This is a genomic window from Serratia sp. (in: enterobacteria), assembly GCF_051654945.1.
GTDB lineage: Bacteria > Pseudomonadota > Gammaproteobacteria > Enterobacterales > Enterobacteriaceae > Chania.
On record NZ_JBOFZA010000027.1, the window covers coordinates 38,930 to 56,319 of the forward strand.

18 protein-coding genes and 1 pseudogene are annotated in these 17,390 nt (G+C 51.3%); 7 read left to right on the forward strand and 12 right to left on the reverse strand.

Annotated features, from left to right (window positions below; all coding sequences use genetic code 11):
• Nucleotides 1-20: 20 nt before the first annotated feature.
• The 11 genes from ACRDCA_RS02285 to ACRDCA_RS02335 form a co-directional block, all read right to left on the reverse strand.
• On the reverse strand, nt 21-611 hold the full coding sequence (locus ACRDCA_RS02285; RefSeq protein WP_438688128.1) for a type 4 pilus major pilin: 591 nt from the start codon (nt 609-611) through the stop codon (nt 21-23).
• Between the two features lie 36 nt (nt 612-647).
• On the reverse strand, nt 648-1,763 hold the full coding sequence (locus tag ACRDCA_RS02290; protein WP_438688129.1) for a type II secretion system F family protein: 1,116 nt from the start codon (nt 1,761-1,763) through the stop codon (nt 648-650).
• On the reverse strand, nt 1,760-3,250 hold the full coding sequence (locus ACRDCA_RS02295; RefSeq protein ID WP_438688130.1) for a GspE/PulE family protein: 1,491 nt from the start codon (nt 3,248-3,250) through the stop codon (nt 1,760-1,762). The genes ACRDCA_RS02290 and ACRDCA_RS02295 overlap by 4 nt, the downstream gene beginning before the upstream one ends.
• Nucleotides 3,251-3,255: 5 nt before the next feature.
• Nucleotides 3,256-3,846, reverse strand: a complete 591-nt coding sequence (pilP, locus tag ACRDCA_RS02300) for a type IV pilus biogenesis protein PilP (RefSeq protein ID WP_438688131.1) — start codon at nt 3,844-3,846, stop codon at nt 3,256-3,258.
• Nucleotides 3,833-5,137, reverse strand: a complete 1,305-nt coding sequence (pilO2, locus tag ACRDCA_RS02305) for a type 4b pilus protein PilO2 (RefSeq protein ID WP_438688132.1) — start codon at nt 5,135-5,137, stop codon at nt 3,833-3,835. Before pilO2 ends, pilP begins: the two co-directional genes overlap by 14 nt.
• A 3-nt stretch (nt 5,138-5,140) precedes the next feature.
• On the reverse strand, nt 5,141-6,772 hold the full coding sequence (locus ACRDCA_RS02310; RefSeq protein ID WP_438688133.1) for a PilN family type IVB pilus formation outer membrane protein: 1,632 nt from the start codon (nt 6,770-6,772) through the stop codon (nt 5,141-5,143).
• A 24-nt stretch (nt 6,773-6,796) separates the two neighbouring features.
• On the reverse strand, nt 6,797-7,222 hold the full coding sequence (gene pilM / locus ACRDCA_RS02315) for a type IV pilus biogenesis protein PilM (protein WP_438688134.1): 426 nt from the start codon (nt 7,220-7,222) through the stop codon (nt 6,797-6,799).
• 152 nt (nt 7,223-7,374) lie between these two features.
• The gene (locus tag ACRDCA_RS02320) at nt 7,375-8,382 is read right to left on the reverse strand and encodes a toxin co-regulated pilus biosynthesis Q family protein (protein WP_438688135.1); all 1,008 of its coding nucleotides are present in this window, start codon (nt 8,380-8,382) and stop codon (nt 7,375-7,377) included.
• A 77-nt stretch (nt 8,383-8,459) separates the two neighbouring features.
• On the reverse strand, nt 8,460-8,660 hold the full coding sequence (locus ACRDCA_RS02325; protein ID WP_438688136.1) for a hypothetical protein: 201 nt from the start codon (nt 8,658-8,660) through the stop codon (nt 8,460-8,462).
• A 53-nt stretch (nt 8,661-8,713) separates the two neighbouring features.
• Nucleotides 8,714-9,418, reverse strand: coding sequence for a hypothetical protein (locus ACRDCA_RS02330; protein WP_438688137.1), 705 nt, complete (start codon nt 9,416-9,418; stop codon nt 8,714-8,716).
• A 118-nt stretch (nt 9,419-9,536) separates the two neighbouring features.
• Entirely contained in the window at nt 9,537-10,046 is a 510-nt protein-coding gene (locus ACRDCA_RS02335) for a transcription termination/antitermination NusG family protein (RefSeq protein WP_438688145.1), read from the reverse strand.
• Between the two features lie 293 nt (nt 10,047-10,339).
• Between ACRDCA_RS02335 and ACRDCA_RS02340 the strand changes: the two genes are divergently transcribed.
• Nucleotides 10,340-10,717, forward strand: coding sequence for a helix-turn-helix domain-containing protein (locus ACRDCA_RS02340; RefSeq protein ID WP_059202111.1), 378 nt, complete (start codon nt 10,340-10,342; stop codon nt 10,715-10,717).
• 328 nt (nt 10,718-11,045) lie between these two features.
• On the opposite strand, the gene ACRDCA_RS02345 is transcribed toward ACRDCA_RS02340, so the two are convergent.
• Entirely contained in the window at nt 11,046-11,339 is a 294-nt protein-coding gene (locus ACRDCA_RS02345) for a LuxR C-terminal-related transcriptional regulator (protein ID WP_438688138.1), read from the reverse strand.
• A gap of 491 nt (nt 11,340-11,830) precedes the next feature.
• Between ACRDCA_RS02345 and ACRDCA_RS02350 the strand changes: the two genes are divergently transcribed.
• The 6 genes and pseudogenes from ACRDCA_RS02350 to ACRDCA_RS02375 form a co-directional block, all read left to right on the forward strand.
• On the forward strand, nt 11,831-12,013 hold the full coding sequence (locus tag ACRDCA_RS02350; RefSeq protein WP_438688139.1) for a ribbon-helix-helix domain-containing protein: 183 nt from the start codon (nt 11,831-11,833) through the stop codon (nt 12,011-12,013).
• Nucleotides 12,014-12,629: 616 nt separating this feature from the next.
• Nucleotides 12,630-12,881, forward strand: a complete 252-nt coding sequence (gene repA / locus ACRDCA_RS02355) for a replication regulatory protein RepA (RefSeq protein ID WP_438688140.1) — start codon at nt 12,630-12,632, stop codon at nt 12,879-12,881.
• 287 nt (nt 12,882-13,168) lie between these two features.
• A complete protein-coding gene (locus ACRDCA_RS02360; RefSeq protein WP_438688141.1) occupies nt 13,169-14,251 on the forward strand; it encodes a Replication protein in 1,083 nt (360 codons plus the stop codon).
• A gap of 941 nt (nt 14,252-15,192) precedes the next feature.
• Entirely contained in the window at nt 15,193-15,783 is a 591-nt protein-coding gene (locus ACRDCA_RS02365; RefSeq protein WP_438688142.1) for a plasmid pRiA4b ORF-3 family protein, read from the forward strand.
• A 136-nt stretch (nt 15,784-15,919) separates the two neighbouring features.
• Nucleotides 15,920-16,492 (forward strand): recombinase family protein, encoded by a 573-nt coding sequence (locus ACRDCA_RS02370; protein WP_438688143.1) that lies wholly within the window; start codon nt 15,920-15,922, stop codon nt 16,490-16,492.
• A gap of 36 nt (nt 16,493-16,528) precedes the next feature.
• Nucleotides 16,529-17,251 (forward strand): annotated as a pseudogene (locus tag ACRDCA_RS02375) (ISKra4 family transposase); the annotation flags it as partial.
• Nucleotides 17,252-17,390 lie beyond the last annotated feature (139 nt).

A 17,390-nucleotide genomic window follows, 5' to 3' on the forward strand; every position in this document is an offset into this window, starting at 1 on the left:
CGTTACCGGCGGGATGGGCATTAGGTGTTGCTGGTGAACGTGAGGGTGTTTTGACCGACAGAGCCTTTATCGGCAGTGCACTGTGCCCCAATGGCACTGGCGGCGATCGCCCCGTTGGTCGACGTGCCGTTGACCAGGGTGGTCACAATACTCGGCGCCGCACTCAGCTTGGTCGCCAGGGTAATGCAGGCTTCCTGTGGAACTGCCGCGTAGGTCAGTGAGAAGGTCGACTTCTGCCCGCCTGCCGTCGAAACGGGTTGTATGGTGACAGCCCCCCCCCACAAGTTTTGAAGCTTGGCACTGCCGGAGGATTTGGTACCAACAACCGTCATGTTGGCTGGCGCACCGCCAAACTGGATAAGCGCACCGGTCATGGCATCTGCAGCAGCAAAATTATAGATACCGGACGTTTTCAACATGGTGCGGGTATTGGTCATCAGCTCTGCGGCATTACTGTACTCCGTGCTGGCGTCGTTACGGTTAAACAAACTGCCCCCCTGGGTAATGGCGATAGCCAATACTGCAAGGGCAAGAACAAAATAGATGACGGCTTCAAACAGGGTTATGGCTCCACGGTTGATAGCCGAGTGAGGAGTGTGTGTCAGTTCCATTATTATTTCCTTTAGATTTTGATGAGAGTGAACGCCTTAATGCGCACCCACGAGGTCGTTGAGGTTTTGTGTGGCCAGGAGGATCAGGATCATGTAGCCAGCGTTGGTGCTCAATGCGATGTAAGAAAGCAAAGATGCCGTCCGCTTGATCCGGGCTACGGTTTGCACAAGCCAGGCCCGTGCAAAATTTTCAATAATCATTTCAGCGTTATCGCCATCGGTCAGCAGGACCAGTTTGTCGATAGCACGTGGGGAGGGAAATCCGTAGCCGGCATTGCGTAATGCCAGCCCCAGGTGGTCACCTTGTTTAACCTGACGCTGGGTTGCGGCCAAGCGTTCATACAACCAGGGCGGTGCATAGCGGCTCAGCATCTCGATGGCGTCTTCCGTCTTCACCTGTGCACGCATCAGTGCACTGAAATTCAGCAGGAAGCCCACGCCAAGTACGTCGCGATACACGCTCCAGGGCAATAAACGGTCCAAAACATGCTGTCGTATTTTCCCAATCAAATTTGGCATTGACCAAACAATGAACCCGATTAACAAGATCACCAGCCCACTGAGAACCAAGGCATTATTGACAAAAAATTCTGAGATGGCACTGAGCCACCACAGCCCACCTGCCCAGTGTTCTCGGGAGGATAATGACGCCAGGCGAGGCAGAAAATAGACAGTCACCATCTTCATCATGGCGAACGTGGTTGCCAGCAGTAGCGTCGGATAAGCCAGGGTGGAAACCAACGCTGATTTCATATCCGCCATTCCCTGAACTACGGTGATCGCCCGGTATAAGGCGGCGGCCAGGTTGCCATCTTGAACACCGGAACTGAGGATGGCGGCCTCTTGTCGGGGTACCCAGGATGCCAAACCCTGATCGACTGATCTGCCCTGACGCAGCGCTCTGAGCATATCTTCTAGGCAATAGACCACGGGGGGGCGTTTGTGCCCGTAGCTCCCAATCATCGAATTGATGGCTTTTTCTACTTTAAGGTTATTGTCGAGCAGGAAAGCCAGGTCCTCGTAGAGCGTCAAACGGTCAGCGGTGGAGAAGGTCTTTTGCGCCAACCAGCGGCCTAGCCCCTCATTCATTTTTTCCGATGACGGCACTTTGCTCCGCAGTGCCGTCAGACGTTCGCGCCAGCGGGAAATCATGATGTGACCTCCGGGGCGAGCAAGGTCAGGCTGTCTTCGTCAAGCGGGCTGATGTAATCCGCATCAATCGGGTCGACCAGTCCTGTGTTGAGGTAACGGAGCAGGTGTTGACCGCGAGTAATACCGCCCAGCTCATTCACCCAATAACTGCGCGCGGCCAGTTTGCCCTCATGGCGAAACAGCTCCATGAATCGGGCATCGGGACGAATAACCTCAGCAATAACACGCCGGCCAGTCACACCCTTATAACAGTGCTCACATCCCTCTGGATGGCGAAAGGCCAGAGTCTCCACGTGGCAAAAGCGCTCAAGCAACGCTTTCTTCTCTTCTTCCAGGTTGCCACTGATCGCTCTCCAGCTTTTCTTGCAGTGCGGGCACAGCAACTGCACCAGGCGTTGAGCGATTAACCCGATCATGACTTGCGGATCGGCCACCTGACCCATTGGGATACCCAACGTGTCGGTCAGGCGGTCAAGAATGCCGACAGCGTCATTGGCATGCAGCGTCGTTTTCACAAGGTGGCCGGACTTGGCCGCCGTCAGCGCTGATTTAACCGAGTTGGCATCACGAATTTCACCCACGACCATGGCATCAGGGTCCAGGCGCAACGCAGCAGAAATAGACCGAACCCAGGCACGACTAACCGCATCCGGATCGTTTTTATCAGCAATGATGGGGGTTTGTACGGCCCCGAGGATCAGTCCCTCCGGTGGATCTTCCAGCGTCATCAGGCGTTTTTGATGGCCCGTAAAAGACAGGTACATTTCGCTGAACGTGCGCAAGGAGGTACTTTTCCCCGAGCCTGTGGGACCGGAGAGGATAATGACGCCCTCGGGACGTGCCAGCATGCGGCGAATGAGCCTTTGCTGTTCCGGTAGAAAGCCCAGTTCGTCTAGCGTGGGTGGAGCCATTCCTTCATCAGGTAAAATGCGCATCACGACATACAGTCCAAACTCTGCTGGCGTATGCGCATAGCGGGCACCGAAGAGCTGAAGTCCTTGCAGGAACTCCTTGCGCACCCGCCCATCCTGGGCGCGATTGGGATTAAAGCTCTTCTCGGCCACATCGCACATCGACATCACAATCGTCGACGCCAGCGTCATGCCTTCGGCACTATCCAGCTGCATCACCGTTTCGAGGTCGCCATGCACGCGAAATTGCACCACGGTCACATTGTTCATCCCGATCAGCAGATGAATATCGCTGGCCCCTTTCTTCTTGGCTTCCCGAAAAAAACCAATGATTTTCGACTGTTGAGCGGAGTAATCGTTAGCATCGGGGTTGTCTGTTACCTGGCTTTGCTGCAATTCTTTCAGTTTGTCGAGCTGGACCCGCTTCACCTGCAACCTGGGGTATTGCTTAAACGCGCCGGCAATCTCTGACGTGACGGCCAGACTGTTATTGTGCGCGTCAGACACATACAAGGTCGGGGCGTCAGAATTGGCCACATCTAAATGGATATAGGTTGAGCCACGTTTCTCATACATATTGGTTACCCCGCAAAGGAAAGAGACACCAGCGTTGGGTTCTTCCCGGAGACAACGACCTCATTGAGGTTGATCCGTTTCACAACGTATTCCGTACCCGGAATGCGATCCCCTGACTGCACCGTCACCTGGTTGCCGTTGCTGAGTGCCAGCACGGCCGTGAAACCTTTCCCCGTGCCGGTGATCTCGACAATCTGTGGCGGAACGGCATCTTGTACCGCGCCCTTGACCTCAGTTTTGTTGTCCTGAGAAGGGGGGGCTGGGTTGAAGGGCTGATCCAGTGCACGGTCATAACCGTTCTTTTGCAGTTCATTCAAGGCCTTTGCCCTGGCAAGCTGGGCCTCATACAGCACTGTCTCAGCCTGTATCGCTTCCAGTTGGCCAAGATTTAATGCACGTCCCGCTTCCGCGTGCGTGAATGTGGTTGGGAGAGGAATATCTGCTGACGTTGGCGGTTTCACTGACTGTTCAACCGAAGACGAAGGTGTAGCAGATGGAGCCGCCGGTATGTCAGCGACAGGCGCGGCGAATACACCCGGTGCGGTTAGCACCAGGCACAACGCCCAGGGAGTGATCCCGAATTTAACGGTTGGCATACAGAAGTCCCTCAATGTTGTATTCCAGACGGTTGTTCTTGAGTGTCGTCGTGATACTGGACGCCCTTATCCCACTGCTGTTGAAGCGCGTCGGCGCAAACAACCGATCCGGCGGAATATCGGTAATGAACGTAAAGCTGTAGGTTCGCCATGGCAGGTTTTGTACATCGCCCTGCGCTAACTGCGTGCTTACGTCCATTTCGCTAAGGCGCAAACGGGCATTGATACGTTGGGCATAGCTGGTCAGATGCTGAATTTGCTGGCTGCCCGGGAGCAGTGCTTCGGGGTGTTCTGGGAGAGAAAGCGACACGGGTAACGCAAAGGAAGCGTCATCAGCGCTGCCGGGAATATTAAACACCGGCTTAATGTCTGCGCCATAGAGTACGGGTAACCGCAAGGCAAAGTCCCCCACGGTGCCCCCGCTCGGCAAAGTGTAGTGCAGCGTGATCTTGCCGTGGGCATCGCACGTCGCCGTATTGAATACCCAGCCGGCAATAGAGATCTGCGCGTCTTTCCACACGTTACTGCAGGCGCTGAGCATCGGCGGGAATCGCGGTTGCGTTGCCCAGGGTTTCAGGTTGTCGGCCGGAGCCTGTTGCTCCAATTGTTGCCTGGCCAACAGCGCAGCCTGAGCAGCGGCAATACGCTCATCTTCTTGATGCGTCTGCCATGCCGAATAGCCCACATACCCTGCTCCCAGGGCCACCACCGCAATGCCCCACAGCCACAGTATCTGCGGATTATGGGTTTGGCTCAGACGCGCTCGTCGCAAACCCACCTTGTTGTCGATCAGTGTCGAGAGTGCCTTATCTTCGGCGTCAAGCTCGGGAAAGAAGCCGCTTGGGGCATATACCGTCCAACCCGCCGCGGGATCAGCGGTGATTTGCAGAAAATTGGACACGGCTATTCGTATCGCCGCCTCATCCCCCACGATATCGCCGAACGGTGACAACATGCCGTCGCTGACAGCCACGAACCAGTATTGCTCGTTGGGCAACGGGAAAACACCGTAACAGGCCTCCGGTAATGCCGGCAGGACGGCTAACGCCATTGATGCCAATGTATGTCGGCCGCCTTTTCGGCGCGTTTTGTCCGTGAGGGTGACGGTGCCCAGAAGGGTACCTTGTGCCTGACCGTCGCCGGTAGGTAATACCGCCCAATGCGTGGCATGAGCTTCTTTCGCGCGTAAGCGCATGCTACGGCGCCCACGTAGCGGCAGATATTGCCAGTGCAATCCGGCAACCAGCCAGGCACGCCCATTCTGCAGCGTATAGGTAGTCTGTTGTTTCATGGCTTATCCCAAAATGACCGGAGTGATAAGAATGACCAGCATGGTTTTGTTGTTTTCACCGTTGGCACCGCCGCCGAGTCCGAAGAAGCGGAAACTGCCGACGCCCTGGCGGTTGGCGGTGTTATTGAGAGACTGGTAACCACTGAGCACCAACGTCTGTCCAGACTGCATGATGACGCGCTGGGTAAAGGTCTTGAGGCGCGTCTTCATGAGTTCGACCGAGGTGTTGTCGCTGGTGAACGTGCGCATGGTCGGGTCATCCGACATATTGATCGCAAACTGCAGCTGCATTTTTGGCGACTGGGGCATCAGGAACGGCAGTACCGTCATGTTGAAGCCTGTGGTGATGGTCGACTTGGTGATACTGCTTGAGGAGCCGACGTTCGCCGTGTTCTCGGTAGTGACGTTCGAGGCATAGTCCTGTTGCAGCGCAACCTGGATTGGCACCGCTGACAGGTTGGTCGTCATGCTTGAGGCTTCTGTCATCACGCTGACGTTCGCCTGCTCGGACAGGGCTTTGATAAAGGCCTTGGTGCCCGCCCCTTTGCCGTCAAGTATGGAAATACCGCCATTCAGGGCATCGGATGAACCCCCAGTGAACGCATTGGTCAGAGACAATCCGATGCTGCCACTGTTGAATACGGCGTTCCAGTCAATGCCGTACTGATCCTGCGTACGTTTCTCTACGCTGTAGACCTGGACGTTGAGCACAACCTGTCGGTTGAGTTCTTTATTACGATCATCCAGATAGCGGCCTATCTGCTCAAGCACGCGCGGCGTATCCGTCACCGTCAGAACGCCGGCGGACAAATTCATGCGACCGGTGCCCGGTGTCAGCATTGACTTGATGGTATTGGTGACGTCCTCGTACAGACTGGACTTGATTTCCATCTCAGTGGCCTGTGAGGTATTTGAGTCGCCACTGAGTCCACCGCCGCTGCTGTCGCCCGTGGCCCCCATGGACGACGTTGTGCCGCTCACGGTTTTGGAGCCAAAGCTCGCCTTACTGTCCATGAACATGACCGGGAACGTCCGGGTGTCGAGATAGAAAATGGCGATCCGGCCTTGCTCATAACGCCATGACAATCCCAGGCGAGTGGTGACATTGTCGAGTAAACCGCCCAACTCCCCCTGCCAGAACACACCCCTGAGCGCAGTCCCCGTGGTAACGGCCGGTGCGGTGCGAACGGGTGAACCGCCCAACGCGGCCAAAGGTACCATCCCATTCGGGTCGGGTGTGGGAATGGGGCCACTGAGTTGCTCCGTTTTGCCACCTGTCGGCGCTAATATGGCCTGCGCATCTGGCGTCACCACCACGGGCAACTGGCAACGTTTACTGATAAAAGCGCCGACTTCTGCCAGCGTGATGCTCCCAGGCCGATTGATGGCCACAGCACAAGGTGGCAGTAAGTTATTGCCGCCTGGTTGGGAATTTAACGGGTAAGGGTTGATCCATTGAGAGGTAAGATCACGTACAACTGACCCCTTTTTAAGCGCATGAAGATGCTTATCTGCCCGTTTTTCGTCCTGTGAGACCGTGTTGTCGATCTTGTCGATGCGCTCAAGCGGCGCACAGCCGGAAAGCAGCAAATACAATGTCGCCGCCAGCCCGGTTAGGGGGAGGTGTTTTTTCATTTTTAACCTTACGGTGAGGAGAGATTAGTTGAGGTACACCAGCCTGCCGTCAGCAATGCTGTTCGGTACATTGACCTGCATGTCATTGCCAAAGCTGTCGATCAGACGTCTTCCGACGACCTTTCCAACCAACGCTGAATGCCGACTCTGTGCCAACAACGCGGCCATCAACCCAGGTTGGTCCGGCTGGTAGACATACACACGGTCAGCTTGCAGCACATTGTGTAATTCAGGTAGGGATGACCAGCCGAAGGCGCTGTCGGGGATCACACCGTCTTTTTGCGAAGGGTTGTTATAACGCCAGTCATTGATGTCATTGATGTAACTGACGGTTTGAATAGCGCGCTGGCTCAGCGTGCTATCCTGCATCTGTGCACCTGTTTGGTCATGGGGTGATATGTTGACCCATACCAGGAGCCCCAGAAATACGGAGAGCAACCAGTAAATCATCGCACAATTCCCCAAATCAGAATCCAGAACACAGCACACAGGACTATCACGCCGATGTTCACTTTGCCGCGATAACTCATTTGTACCTCCAGAAATTAAGGCTGCGAATGCAACCTCTTGGACAGAGGGGTATGGAACCTATTGACTGGCCATCAGTGGATTTCCTTGTCGTCAACAGAAATGACGCACTGAGCATGGCGAATGCCGGCATACAATGGCACTTTCGCCGTACCGTACAAGGTAAACAGGCTATTCAACGCATCACGGAAACTGCCTTCAAATTGGAGCGGTGCATCAATACGGTAATTTGTCGATGTCAGCCAGGCTACAGTCCAGTTAGCCACTCCTGGAGTAGAGCACTTCTCAGCGGCTGACCAACTGAATAGGGTATCTTTCAGCGTACTACCCGCTTCGATCCGCCAAACTTTAGGAGTCGGCACTGCTTTTACTACCGGTACGGCCACTTTTTTGGGCTGTGCTGGAGTTGATTTATCTCGAGTACCGTTGAAAGGATTACGCGAGCCTGTGGCGACGATCGCAGTCGGAGAGGATGGATTAGTCGCGTTCGCAGCTGTTTCTGGCTTGGCCACTATTTGTGTATTGACCGATTTGGTCGCAAGCATTGGTGTGCCATACGCCACGGAGACCTGTTTCTTAGGCCAGTCAATCAAAGCTACCCATCCATGTTGGCGTAATAATTCGTCGAGAACGTACGGCCACTGGTCGTTAGCTTCGAGGGTTATCCGCTGCCTGGATTGCATTTGAATATCGGCAGAGATTATTGCGGTCCAGCCTGCCGGGATCACTTTATTCAGTGTTGCCTCTAGCCCCAGATTAAGAGCTTTGACCCTGACCAGGGTAAAAGACTCTGGTGTGCCGAGAGATTTGATCCGGGTTAACCCCCGCAACGTATCTGGCGCACTAGCTGTAGCCGTCGCTGGCGGTGTGGTTATGTTGGTTTTTGTCTGTGGGGAACGGACGGGCTGCATCATTGCGCTAGCTTGCTTCACGCTTTTTTGAGCCAACTCGATGTGTTGCAAGTTAGTGCTTATCAGGGCATCCACGAATTGTCGGGCATCACTGTCAACTGGCCGGTGATTTGGCAAGCTGCAGCCACCCAATAAAACGGGAAGCAGCATGGATGTGTGAATGATTTTCATAGGTTTCATCAGGTTATGGAATAACCGCACCGCATGAGGCGTTGGGGAACGGTATTGCCTGGGTGACGAGGGTAAGGTTAACGGAGGTAGTCTTGTTGAAACTCTGCGATTCTTTCATCCGCTTCATCGATTAAATTACGCAAAGAGGTCAATGTACTGAGTGGCATTTTATCCGGGGTTTTGGCCCTAACTCGGCAGGCACGTTTGAACTGAATAACCCGCGCGGCCCGGCGGATATGCAATTCACGCAAATCCTTTTCGGTGACGGTGATACACATATCAATAATCCTCAGAGTTTATATCGGTATTTCCAAAGTGAGGGGGCACATTATCAATGATAACTCTCCTTTTTGAGGCTAATTGAGTTACTAGGTGGTTGCCATATGTCGTCCTTCCGTGGATTCCACTCGTTAGTCGTCAGCGAAGTGGTGCCGATGTGCAGTGTGCGGACGAGTCGTCGGTTATCCAGCGCTAGCTCTAAGTGGGCCACCACGACTTGAAATCCTTCCATGTGAAATACTATTTCCGCATCTTCACTGATCTCTGCTGTGCTATTAAGCAGAAGCTGAAATGTCACAGGCAGTACCATGTTCCCGGTAGACTGGAATGCGTTTTCGGTTCGCGTCAGCTGAAGTGCATGTTTGCGGCGGTCTCGCCGTCGCTGCATCAGCTCAGCCGTTATGTTTTCCGGGAATCGGCAAACGGCAAGACGCCAACCCTTCTGTATCAGAGAGTTCAATGCGGAGCGAAAACGGAACAGGTCGCAGTGTTCTGCAGCGAAGGCATGGTTCAGCAGGACGCCGAGGTTTCCATCGACCGAAACGGATTTATCGCTGGTTTCTAGTAATTGGCGCAACGAGGAGAACTCGGCATTCATACCTCGGAAACTGGGATGAGTGCGTGCTGTATCAAGCCAGTTCGAGATAAAGCGCCGGCGGGCTGTTTCCGAGGTGAAAGGCTTTTCCTGTTCGGCTGTACGAATTGCGATCAGAATGCACCAAAGCAGATGGTGGACTGAATTATCTGCAGAGTACAAAGGTTATCTCCTTTTGTGAGTTTGCGTACCGAATGCTGGCATTGTGCGTGCGGGAAGGAAAATCGGTGAAAAGAGCCCGGCAAGATCCGGGTTAGCTAAAAGTTGTTGAGGTTTGCAATTAAAACCCCGCTAAACTGGGCTCAAATACTAGTTGCATCAGCAATGCCACTCTCGATACAGGGCGGGAATCTTGCTCCATGCGGAGAAGATACTGGTACTGCGCTGGAGTCAGCCATGTCTGGGAGGCCGCTTTCAGCTCATCCTGTGCCACCAAACTCAACTCCGGATCAGGATGAAGTTTCATCAGCCCTTGAACTACCGAGGGACGAAGCGGTGCAATCTGTGACCCATTCATAACAAAACTGCAGAAAGCTGAGTGACGGCGGATCGTATCCACGGTCTGTGTGGCTAAGTTGGCCTTAAGGAAAAAATACCCAGGAAAGAGTGGTGAGATTTGTTTACGCAAACAATTGATTTTATCAGTGCGGCGGATGGTTTTAATGGTCAGCGGTGTCCAGGGAGTGATGTGCTGGTCACTGAGCCAGTCGAAAAGTCTTTCGCGGTTTTTGCCTCCGGTAATGTATTGCGCAAGATACCAGCATTGTCCGTTAAGTTCTTCAATGTCCATCATGCTCTCGCCCGAACCGATCCCCCTAAGGGTTCATTCTGTATCCGGCAGGGGCCGAATACACTGGGCGATAGCGCTGAAACAGTGGCTGTCTCACTCAGCCCCCTGTAATTCAGACAGCGGCATCGCCCAGTACATTCTTGTGTAAAAACGTGCTTTATCCTCTTGGCGGTAGGACGCACACAAATCGCATACTATCATTTCAACCCATAATATCAAGTATCTTGTAAAATGAATAATGAGGGGTTCTTCTACTGAGTATCATGGATCCCCCTCATTAAAGGTGAATCTATATGGTACCCAAGCGCTTAAAGGAAGCCCGCGAAGCTGCTGGGCTTACCCAGAAACAACTGGCTGAGCTAGTTGCTATCGAAGGCGTTAACCTCACGTCGAGGCTCTCCAACTATGAAGTGGGTAGATTTGCCCCCTCGTTTGACTTCATTGTACGTGTAGCTAAAGCTCTCGATTACCCTGAGTACTATTTTTATGTAGTAGACGATGACGTTGCTGAATTATTGTTACAGCATCATCATTCAGCAGGAACTACGCCGTTAGTTACGCATTCTGCTGAATATATGAACAGAGATAGCAAGAAATACAAGGCTTCACTAGAAGAGGCTCTAGGCATGGCAGAGCGTCTTACGTCATATATTAAAAAATCGATAAAGTAAAAATGACTTATCCCAAATTAATGGTCTCTTATCTTGGCGGGGATAAGAAATAATTTGGTATATGAGTCAATGTGACGGAAAAAATGATCTCATAAATTATGTAATAAATACAGACCTCTACAGGGGTCGATATGTTAAATTTAGCTTGTAAAAATTAACATTTTAGTTAAGTGAAGTTATTGGATAACTATGATTTAGGTCATCATGTAACTAATTCTGTAAAAATAATCCTATGGAATTTTGTGCTTATTATTTGATTTAATTCAAATTTCCGTGAACACTCCGCATTAAATAATGTGGAGTGTGGTGATTATTTCATCTGGTTAATTTATAGTCTATTGCTCATGGCCTCATAATATTTTTTAGGAAAATCATCGGGTGCCATCATCGCAGTATGAATTCGCGAGTGATAGATAATTCTGACTGTTTCTAGTTTGTCAACCTTCATGTTTTCTTTGATCCTTTTTAAGGATAGCTTAACCGCGTTTTGCGAGCATTTTAGTATGTCAGCTATGCCTTCACTGTTAGAACCGAAAGCGTAATACATCAAGACCTTGAACTGAGATTCGGTCAGTTCTGGGAACATGAGACGCTGGTTCCAAAATGTGTCTAAATTCAACATGATATACCCCTTATTTTATGAAAGAATGTATTGGGGTGACGCTCTCATGTGAATGAATAATCTGTTAAATTGTTCAATGGTAAGACTTTGAGATTTTAGGGGTATTCATTAAAGGCATATTATTAATATGGGTATTGGAAGTGATACACCTTCAGTCGTGTTCACTACATACAGGTGTTGGCTCATGGAGAATGGTAGACCGGCAAAACAGATCAAAATTTTAACCTGCTTTTCAGGGCTATGGTTCCACTCATCGAGAGAACTCCCGGGCGTAGCATTCAGAAAATCAGCCATGCACTGTTCACTACTTAATCATTATAAATTAATAGGTTATATAAAATAGAAAGCCGCTCTTAACGGCGGCTCGGTTTCCCTGGTGAGGCGGTATGTTTAGATACTATTTGACACTATATAGTGCCTATCTTCAACCACTTTAATCTATTGCATGACTATTTACACTACCCGTACATTTTTTTACGGGCAGGTATCATATGGCAGAGCCATTTTTAAAAAACCGAAAAAGGTTTACATCCTCACTGGATAACAAACTCGTTCCACTTTTCGATGAATTATCGCGCACCACCCGTATCCCGAAGAGTCGATTGCTTGATGAGGCAATCGAGGATCTACTGAAGAAACACGGCGTAACTCCATCCGTGGGCGAAAGGAGCTGATTTTGGTTGTCTGAACGGAGGTTGAGCCGGAGTTGCCGAAAAATTCACTTGTGCTGGGATCGGGATCTGGAGGAATCGTTTATGCACGATCCTTCGGCTCTTCGTTCTTAACGATGAGCTGAAGGGGGCGTTGGGATTCGAAAAATAGTGTACGGTAAGCCTGTTTTTTGAAGAGGAATCACTATCACAATAGGGCGCGTTCTTTATTTATACGTTATTTTTCAGGTGATTATTGTTAATCTGATAACCTAAATGCTGAGAGCGTGGTAGTAATCTGCAACTAAACTCTGCCTATCAGCAGGAGCAGGAGCAGGAGCAGGAGCAGGAGCTGGGGGTGAGCGCACTCCGTGGAACGAGCGTTACTGAAGGGGGGAGCAAATATGAAAGCGCAAGAAAGGGGTTTTCCGTTACAGATTTAACCGTTTTAAGGAGAGCAATCAGAGAATAGCATCAGAACATCCTGCAGATGTAGATGGTTGGCTAGTCGTTTTTATCAAAACTACTCAATGCTCATGCAATTACATGAGCAATCGGTCACTATAATTTACTGCTAACCACCGAAAATTGTAGTAGTCTCTGTCTCAATGATCCTTTTTTGATCCTTGGGGAGGCAGAAATGTCGCAGACGATTGGTGTAGTTACCCCCTCAACGAAAATGAGGCGAATTTACCGTAAGGGAAATCCTTTGAGTGCCACCGAGCGGCAACAGGTTTCTCTTGCGCGGAAAAAAAGCACACATAAAGAGTTACGTGTCTTTGTTAGGGGCTCACTGAAAAGCCAGCTTCAAAACATGTGCCAGCGAGAAGGCATAACCCAGGCGGAAATGATTGAACGGTTGATAGAAATGGAGTCAACGCGTCATATTTAGAATGTAACGACGTCACATTCTTGATCGTTATGGTTGTGAGTGCTAGATTACTGATCGTTTGAGTATTTAAGGTTGGCCACGCCAGTAAGGTGGCAGGAACAGAAGACGTTGAGAAAGTTCTCCGGATTCTGAAAAGCAAAAACCCCGATAATCTTCTCTATCTTGGCGGACGGGAAAGATTAACGGGGCTCACTCAAAACTGTATAGAAGCGTTGCTCTATGCAGGGAGTATAGAATTGTGCCAAAAAAAATTCAACTCCTATCGTGCAGCATAAGCGCAGGGCTATTTGACTAGCCTGAATTACACGTCTGATGCACCGATAACCGAACCCAATCGTACCCGCCGTGGGGAAGCTAATGCCTTACGCAAAGGGACGTCAAAAATCCATCGTCGCTATCAGCCTGGGCTGAAATGTGCTGTGCCACGTGGCATGGCGTCTAAAGTAGTCGCCCGCGTCAGCAGTCACAATTGGCATCGCAATCCCGACCTGGTCGAGCTGCGTCAAAATGGGTACATTCCGTACACCAAACGCAATGATCCCTATTACATTCCCAAACCGATGCGCGTTCACGCACGTTCCGAGGCCTGTGAGGCGTTGACGGCTTTGTCACAGGTGATGGCTGCCAACTGCGACTTTAACCCGGACAGCGACTATCCGTTCGAAATCATGGCTCCGATGGAGCAATTGGCGCATTACATGGGCGTATTGCATGTCTACGACAGTGGCCGCAAAGCCTATGACGTGGCGCTCAATGCTCTGTCGGTAATGGAGCAGCTGCAGTACGCGATCGTCCTACATGGCAAAGATACCGACAGTGGTCAGAACAAACCGTTACGTGTCTGGCTAAGTGAGAAATTCTTCACATCCCGCGGTATCGCGGTCGATGAAATCCGTCAGTGGCTCGGCCAATTCCGTACCTGGGCGATCAAGAACGGCCTGACCGAAACGCTGCGCACCAAATATGAGCGCCATTTACTGCGTATCGAGCACATTGGCATCGATATCAAGAACCGTCATTCCTTGCGTAACCGGCTCAAGCAGATCAAACGCTGGGTGGTCAACCCGGACTTGGCGCGTGAGAAAGAGAAGGTGGTTGGCCAGCTCGAAAACGCCCTCGATACGTTCGAGCAAGGTGATCGTCTCGATCTGCTCCTGGACGGTCTACAGAGCAAAATCAAAGCCGATGGTAAAGGCCACAAAAAGGCGCAGAACATGATGTATCAAGCCTATGTCGCCTGGTCGAACAAAACCATGCGTCACGAGGTTGTGTCGCTGGAAATAGCGCTCCAGCGCGACAAACCGGGTCTGCTTCACAGCGATCCGGAAACCTATTATCAGTTGTTGCTGGAACGCGCCGGCAAACTCTAATCCCCAACACCTCGCTTGAAAACCCGCGTCCACCCCGACGCGGGTTTTGTGCTGCCTGGCGTTCAGGCATTGCTGTTTTTGCACGCGATACGCGCGCCGGCGAGGGGCAAAATGAGGCGGGTTGAGCATCCTCTTCCTGAACCAGATATCCGGGAGCGTCAATGACAACAGTTAACTTCGAAGAAGGTAATTAATTTCGAATCATAACGTACCGATATCCTTATTTTCGAACGTTAATCCATAACAAAATAAGCCTTTTAAAAAAGGGGATGTCATCGCGCTCAACAGCGCTCGATGATACCTCCCTCGCTTTGCTCAGGCAGAACACCCCGGAAAACTCGAATACCGAGCAAAAACTCAACCCATCGGCTACGCCGGTAAAGTAGCTCCCGCAGAGCGGGCTATCTCACTGCATCTAATTACTCAATGAAACAAGACCATCGTGGCCAAAAAAATCAGAGGCTCCTTCTGCTACAAACAACTCCCCACCCACTGCAAAGCCGCCGCCGCCCCGGCCTTTGGCCGGGAACAGCAGTGGCTTTATAATGGGTGCTATAACTAATAACTGAGTAGCTTCAGGATATATCGCGGTAAGCATTATATACACGCTCGTAAACGGCCCTTACGGCCCGTTAACGCGGAGATACGCCACGCCTTCGGCGTGACCACTCCGACCGCGCAAAATTGCTTCAACGTCGCTTTAAGTGGGTTTGACTCTCCAGGGCGAGGGATGGAATTGGTGAAACCTATCAAACCGGAACCGGCTTCGCCGGGCTAACGGCGCCATTCACCAACAGAAGCATTATTCAGCACCATTGGCGCCTTCATGCCGCTATGCGGCATTTAGATGGAGAGCATGAAAAACCCTGGGGCAGTCATCGAATGGGGTCTCTTCAGGGGTTAAAATACCCACCACCACTTCATAACAATACCTGCTGACTATGAAGATCTACGTCATCAAAATAGCAGTTCGTGGAGTCAGTCCGATGGTCTGGCGTCGGCTGAGAATTGCTGCCGACACGTCACTGGCCGCGCTTCACTTCATTTTCCAGATCGTGCAGGGCTGGGGGGACGACCATCTCCATCAATTTCACATTTATGGCAAAGATTACGGTATCTCCTACGAAGGAGGCATCGGTTTTGTCGATAATCCGTTCCGGGTCGTGATTGATGATTTTGTTTTTGATGCTGGCGATCGCTTTACCTATGAATACAATTTCTTTGAGCACTGGCTTCATGACATTCGTGTTGAGGCCATTCATGAAAACTCTACGCTGAAAGCGCCGTTTTGTATAAGCGGCCATGGTATGCCCGGAGCCACAGCTGCGGATGAGTTCGATAAAACCCTGGCGTTTCTTGAAGCTATCGTTAATGCGGATGATGAAACAACGGTCGGCGAGATTCGCCCTTTTGCTGACGACCTGGATGCTGTCCGGTTCAACCGCCACAAAATCAACCGGCAACTGAGTAGGCTCAACCTTGCATCTCCAGTGCTGGAGCCTGAAGTGATTTGGCTTGGTCGTCGTCGCTGACGGATGTCTATAAAGGTATACGTTTTCAACATGCCTCTCAGCTCCCCGGAAAAACGTCTATAAACCTCCCTAAATCGGTGTTTATGGATTATTCTTTAAATCTCTATAATGTTTAAAGACCTTCCGGAGGTTTTACGTGCAATATGCCTACATCAGGGTGAGCTCGGCCGATCAGAATACAGCCCGTCAGGAAGAGGCACTGTCAACGGCGGGTTTTCAGCCTGATAAAATTTGTGTTGAGCATGCCAGCGCGAAAGACACAAACCGCCCGGGGCTACTGGAACTCCTGGGGCAATTACGTCCTGGTGATACGCTTCTGGTTCATTCCATCGATCGCCTTTGCCGGAATATGTCGGATATGTGCGCTGTCACAACCCGGCTGCGCCGCCAGGGCGTTACCCTTATTTTTCTGAAAGAGCAGCTTACGTTCAGCGCCGGCACAAACAATCCGATGCAGGAACTACAGCTGCACATGATGTCGGCATTCAGCCAGTTTGAACGGGCTTTACTGAAAGAAAGGCAGGCAGACGGCATCGCCGCGAAAAAAGCACGGGGTGAAAAAACCGGGCGCCCCAGTGCCGATATCAAAAAGATCCAGGAAATTGACGCACTCAGAAGCAGAGGGGTCAGACTCAGGATCGCCTGCGACCATGCGGGCCTTGGCGTTTCCACATACTATAAGCTTCGTCACCAGATGAACAACCAGTAGCCGGGAGATAATCATCCACCACCGCAGGAGGCAATGATGCAACTGACGCTCCAGATAGTCATCACCGATGAATCAGGCTCTAGTCGAACGGAGGAACTGATGACACTCCAAAAACTAGGGGAGGCCCGGAACGACATCGGATTATCGGTATCAGAATCTAAGCTGTTGCTGAATACGGTCCAGCAGTCGGTGGTCCAGCTACAGGCAGACGAATATACTCAACACCATATCCGGTGCCCTCACTGCCTTGCTGCACGCAGAATCAAAGGCAAACAGAAAATACAGTACCGGACGCTGTTTGGCGTTATTCCGGTATCCGGGCTTCGGGTGTACCGGTGCGGTTGTGAAGACAGTGATACAAAGACCGTCAGTTTGCTCGGTGACTGGGCTGGCGATTATTCTCACCCGGCACTGAAATATATAGAAACCCGCTGGGCCTCGATGATCTCGTATGAAATGACGACCCGTCTGCTGAAAGATATTCTGCCAGTGGGCCACAGCCTGAATGCCTCAACAGTGAGGAATCATTTATGCCAGGTGGCGCAGCGTCTTGACGCTGAGGCTGAAGCCCATTCAGGTTGTCTTTCCGGCTGCCCCCGCGACTGGGGGAACCTGCCCCGGCCAGGAAAACCGCTTGTGGTGGGTATCGATGGTGGTTATGTTCGCGATCGGGATGACAAAAAGCGTAATTTTGAAATTATTGCCGGTAAGTCTTTTTCCGTTGGCTCGCCAGCAGAAACCCGCCGCTTCGGTTTTGTCCATGGTTAGGAGATTGAATCGACCATTTTTGAGATCCCTAACCATAGATCGTAGCGTGTCATACTCCCAGAGGGCGGGGAGTGCCGAGCGATTACGCGTAAAAATGCCAACTTTGCTGAGTTTTTAAACTAAAACCCAT